Annotated in this window: 2 protein-coding genes; both read left to right on the top strand. The window is 41.0% G+C overall.

Annotated features, from left to right (window positions below; translation table 11 throughout):
- On the top strand, positions 1-228 hold a 228-nt coding region (locus PA598K_RS34975), incomplete at its 5' end, for a dockerin type I domain-containing protein (RefSeq protein WP_148092056.1).
- Positions 229-303: 75 nt separating this feature from the next.
- Complete coding sequence (locus PA598K_RS34970) at positions 304-555, top strand: hypothetical protein (protein WP_128661293.1); 252 nt, start codon at positions 304-306, stop codon at positions 553-555.
- Positions 556-607: the final 52 nt, after the last annotated feature.

The raw sequence follows: 607 nt of genomic DNA, 5'->3' as shown, positions 1-607 counted from the left end.
AACATTTTTGATTGGATGTTTGCGCAGTCCCAAAACCAGGCGACTCTACCAGGTGACGTGAACAATGACAACAGAGTAAGCGTCGGTGACCTGGCGCTCGTTGCGAAAGCGTATGGCAAAACGTCAAGCAGCCCGGATTGGAATGAAGTAAAGATCTACGACATCAATCAGGATGAAAAAATCGACATGGAAGACCTTATCGTATTGGCTCGTCTCATTTTGCAGTAAATAAAACGGGGGCCGGCTTAAAGCCGACCTCCGTTTCTCCGTTTGTTATAGTATAACTTCAAAGGAGTGTTAATAATGAGAAGCGCAAAAGATAATAATTTTCCTTATAGTTCGAGTACAGTTTGTTATTTTGAGGTGGATAAAAACGGTAAGGTGTCCCAGATTTATCACAAGAACAAGTCAGATCGACCGAAGCTTTTGGAAGTTTACCAGAGGGTTAATAATAACGCAACCACATTGTATGCTGTGTGGCCAGGAAAGTGGAGTAGTGATTTGTTTATCATTGATGACCTTGATGCTTTTGCAAAGGGTTTCAACTTAATTTGACCCACTAGCATTTCTAGTTTAAATGATATATTAATTAGCCCCTTGAGTGTTG

Source organism: Paenibacillus sp. 598K (assembly GCF_003851045.1).
Taxonomy (GTDB): Bacteria; Bacillota; Bacilli; order Paenibacillales; family Paenibacillaceae; genus Paenibacillus_D.
This window is presented reverse-complemented; position numbering and strand designations above follow the sequence as displayed.